This window comes from Variovorax sp. P1_H12_2 (assembly GCF_056405335.1).
In genome coordinates this window covers 1-3292 of sequence record NZ_JBFUCI010000568.1, presented here as the reverse complement: position 1 = coordinate 3292, position 3292 = coordinate 1, and the positions used below count along the sequence as shown (strand labels likewise).

At 68.2% G+C, this 3292-nt stretch carries 3 protein-coding genes; all 3 read right to left on the bottom strand.

Annotated elements, in window-relative coordinates; all coding sequences use genetic code 11:
* Positions 1-68: 68 nt before the first annotated feature.
* Entirely contained in the window at positions 69-1097 is a 1029-nt protein-coding gene (locus AC1D2K_RS32450) for a DUF2955 domain-containing protein (protein ID WP_478094262.1), read from the bottom strand.
* A gap of 10 nt (positions 1098-1107) precedes the next feature.
* The gene (locus tag AC1D2K_RS32445; RefSeq protein WP_478094261.1) at positions 1108-2223 is read right to left on the bottom strand and encodes an HlyD family secretion protein; all 1116 of its coding nucleotides are present in this window, start codon (positions 2221-2223) and stop codon (positions 1108-1110) included.
* Positions 2220-3292, bottom strand: a 1073-nt coding sequence (locus tag AC1D2K_RS32440; protein ID WP_478094259.1) for a TolC family protein, incomplete at its 5' end; no start/stop codon positions are given. The genes AC1D2K_RS32445 and AC1D2K_RS32440, both read right to left, overlap by 4 nt.

Sequence of the window (3292 nt, the reverse complement as noted above, 5' to 3'; positions counted from 1 at the left end):
GCACCAGGCACAGCAGGATGGTCGGCAGCCCGATCGCCAGATTGATCAGCATGGTGCGAATCCTCCGTTCAGCCTGGTCTGAAGAACAGCGCGTCGGATCTGGCGGCTCGCCAGTGTTCCAGCGCCCACACCGTCGCCCAGGCATAGAGCGCCACGGCGACGAACAAGGCGACGCGCATCGCCGATGCCTTGAGCACATCCTTGCCGCCGGCGCTGTCCTCGATGGCCGGCCCCAGCAGGAGCAGCATGGTCACCAGGGACTGGAGCCAGAAGGATGGCGGCAAGGCACTGGGCCGGACCCGGAACAGCCGCGCCCCGGCCCACAGCGCGGCCGCGGCCATCCACAGCATCAGCATCCACAGGTTGGGGCGCAGCGAAAGGCCGAACCAGAGGCATCCGGCGATCGCTGCGCCCATGAGCGTGGATCCCACGAGCTCCTGTCCGGCGGACCGGGTGTTCGTGGCGCCGGCCTGCTGCCCCAGGGCCACYGACTTCATGATCGCTGCGACGTAGAAGGAGGGGTTGGTCAGCGCCAGCACGAAGACCGGCATGACGACCACGACGGCGCGCAAGGCGGTCCAGCTCGCCGACTCCCGGGTGGGGACCTGCGGTGCAGCCCTTTCGCCGGCGGGCACGGGGAGATCGGGGAAGAGAGCGTGCGAAGCGCCGCTGACCAGCACGCCGATGCAAAGCCCCACCGCGAGGGTCACGCCGATCTGGAATGCGAGGGCCTGCTCCACCACCCCGATGACCGGAATCAAGGTGATGGCCATCACCACGATCGTCGTCAGCGGATTGGCCTTGCGCGCGCCTGAATAGAACACCGTGTAGAGCAACGCCCCTGTCAGCAGCACGCCGGCCAGCGCGTAGTTCTCGAGCACCGGGACCACCAGCACACCGGCCATCATCAGGGCGGCCACGACGAGGGCGAAGGCGATGCCCTTGAAGAGCGGGATCGGCGGACCCGGCTTGCACAGGATCAGCACGGCCACCACGCAGACCGCGTAGGGCGCCTTCAGCGCCAGGCCGTAGGCGACCAGCACCGCGAGACCCAGGCCGATGGCCAGCCGCAGCACGGCCTTGTCGGCCCGGCCCATGCGGCGCCGCCTAGTAGACATAGGACAGCATGCTCATCATGTGGATGAAGGCCGTTCCCAGCCAGTTCATCAGTCCATGATCGCCGGTGTAGACCAGCACCTCGGCCTGTCCCCCGACCCGCGCGGCGCGCAGCTGCTCACGCTCGGACGGATCGAATTCGATCGCCACCGGAAAGCGCTGCGCCTGCCGCAGCCAATCGCGGCTGTTGTCGATCGTCGGCAGCGTCCCGGGCTGCGCCGGCTGCCCGCTGGCGACCCCGCTGCCGACGCTGCGCACCCGGCCCTTCAGGACCTTGCCCGGCATGACATCGAGYACGATCGCCACCGCGTCGCCGGGCTCGATGTTGCCAAGGTTGTTCTCGGTCATGTCGGCGCTGATCCAGAGGTCGTGCATGGTGACCAGCGTCAAGAGCGGCGCGCCAGCCTGCACGAACTGGCCGACGTCGGTGCGCAGGTCGGTCACGAGGCCGTCGGCGGGTGCGATCACTTCCGTGCGCTGCATGTCCAGCTCGGCCTTTTCGACGGCCGAGCGGGCACTGATCAGTTGCGCGTTCTTGTCGCCGCTGTCGCCCGCGGCTTCCCGGGCGCGGATCAGGTCCACCCTGGCGGCCTGCTCCTGGCTGAGTGCCTTGACCCGGCTGGCCTGCGCGCTCTGGACTCGGCGGATGGAAATCGCACCTGGATCTTCCGCGAAGATCTGCTCCAGTCGCGTGGCATCCTGCTGGGCATAGACATAGTTGGCCGCGGCCGCCCGCAGCGAGGCCTGGGCTGCGTCCACCGAAGCCACCGACGCATTGACCGAGCGCCGAACCGACTCGTAGTCGGAACGGCTGCGTTGCAGTGCGATCCGGTATTGCTCGGGGTCGATCGCGAAGAGCTGCTGTCCGTGCTGCACGCTGTCGTTGTTCTTGACGTGCACCTTCAGCACCCGGCCCGACACCTCCGCCGCCACCGGCACCACGAAGGCCTGCACCCGGGCCTGCGACGTATAGGGCGTCAGGCGATCCGACACGAAGTACCAGGCCAGGCTGGCGACGATGAGCACCAACACGACGATCGCGCCGATGCGGGCGCCCTTGCCGGTCTCCGGCGGCGGCTGCGTGGGCTGCGTGGCGGCTTCGCTCATGGTCTTGTCCCCTCCGGAGTGGGCAGCTCATCGGCTCCGGGCGGCGGCAGCGGGACTGCCAGCAGCCCCTTCCAGTCGCTGCGCCGGCCCATGGTCTCCTGCGTCGCAGCGTCGAGCACCGGCCGGCTGCGGGCCGCCTCCCAACCGCCACCCATGGCCTTGTAGATGGCGATCAGGCTCTGCGACTGGCTGCCGCGGCTGGCGACCAGCTGGTCCTGCTCGCTGAAGAGCGTCCGCTGCGAGTCGAGCACGCGCTGGAAGTCGATCAAGCCTTCGTTGTACTGCCTGTCGGCGATTTCCAGCGAACGCTGCGCGGCCTTCACCGCGTCGGCCAGCAGCACGATCTGCTCGCCGGTCTTGGCAAAGCCGACCGACGCATCATCGATCTCGCGGGCGGCCCGCAGCACCGTGTCCTGGTACTGCTCATAGAACTGCTGGAACCTCGCGTCCTGCAGCAGCACGGTGTTGGTCAGCCGTCCATGGTCGAACACGTTCCACACCAGGCTGGGTCCGATGGCCCCGCTCAAGACCTGTGACGATCCCGAGACCGACGTGGCCGACAGGCCCAACGAGCCCAGCAGCGAGATGGAGGGATAGAGATCTGCCACGCTCACACCGATCAGGGCGGACTGCGCCGCCAGCTGCATTTCCGCCGCCCGCACATCCGGACGGCGTCGCAGCAGTTCGGCCGGCAGGTCGACGATGACATCCAGGCCGGCCTCCGGGATCCGCCCCTTCCCCTCGTCCATCTCGGGCAAGGGGCCCGGGGGGCGGGCCAGCAGGATGCTCAATGCGTTCTGGGTCTGGCGCAGGACGATCTCCAGCTGGGGCACGGTCGAGAGGGTGCCCAGGTACTGGGCCTTGGCCTGCTGGACGTCCAGCTCGGACTCGTTGCCGCTCTTGAAATGCAGCTCCGTGATCTGCAGGCTGCGCCTTTGCAGCTCGGCGTTCTCGCGCGAGATCCGCAGCCGCAGTTCCACCGTGCGGATCGAGCTGTACAGGCCGGCGACCTGGGCCGCCATCAGCACCTGCATGTCGTCGTATTGGGCGATGCTGGCGAGATAGGCGG